Annotated in this window: 1 protein-coding gene; it reads left to right on the top strand. The window is 62.5% G+C overall.

Annotated elements, in window-relative coordinates; genetic code table 11:
* Positions 1-400 (top strand): hypothetical protein (locus FLQ44_RS01985; RefSeq protein ID WP_206208616.1); only part of this gene is annotated, 400 nt, incomplete at both ends.

Here is a 400-nt window from a genome sequence, read left to right as displayed (position 1 = left end):
GACCGTACCGACCAGCAACGACACCACCGACGAAGCCGACGAAACCGTCAAGCTGAGCATCGGCGGCAAAGACGCTACCGGTACCATCCTGGACAACGACGAAACGCCGACCATCGAATCGATCGGTAACGACCTGGGCACCGGCGACGTATCCGCCACCGAAGGCAGCGACCTGGCCTTCACCGTCAAGCTGTCCAACGCTTCGTCCAGCGCCACCACTTTCGACTTCGCGCTGCAAGACGGCACTGCTACCGCTGATGACTACGGCACCGCCACCTTCAGCAACGGCGTGAGCTACGACCCTGCCACCGGCAAGATCACCGTACCAGCTGGCGTCACCAGCTTCACCGTGACCGTACCGACCAGCAACGACACCACCGACGAAGCCGACGAAACCGTC

The organism is Vogesella mureinivorans, from assembly GCF_007644035.1.
In the GTDB taxonomy this organism is placed as follows: domain Bacteria; phylum Pseudomonadota; class Gammaproteobacteria; order Burkholderiales; family Chromobacteriaceae; genus Vogesella; species Vogesella mureinivorans.
Note: the sequence above shows the minus strand (reverse complement) of the source record. Positions and strands in the feature narration are given on the sequence as shown.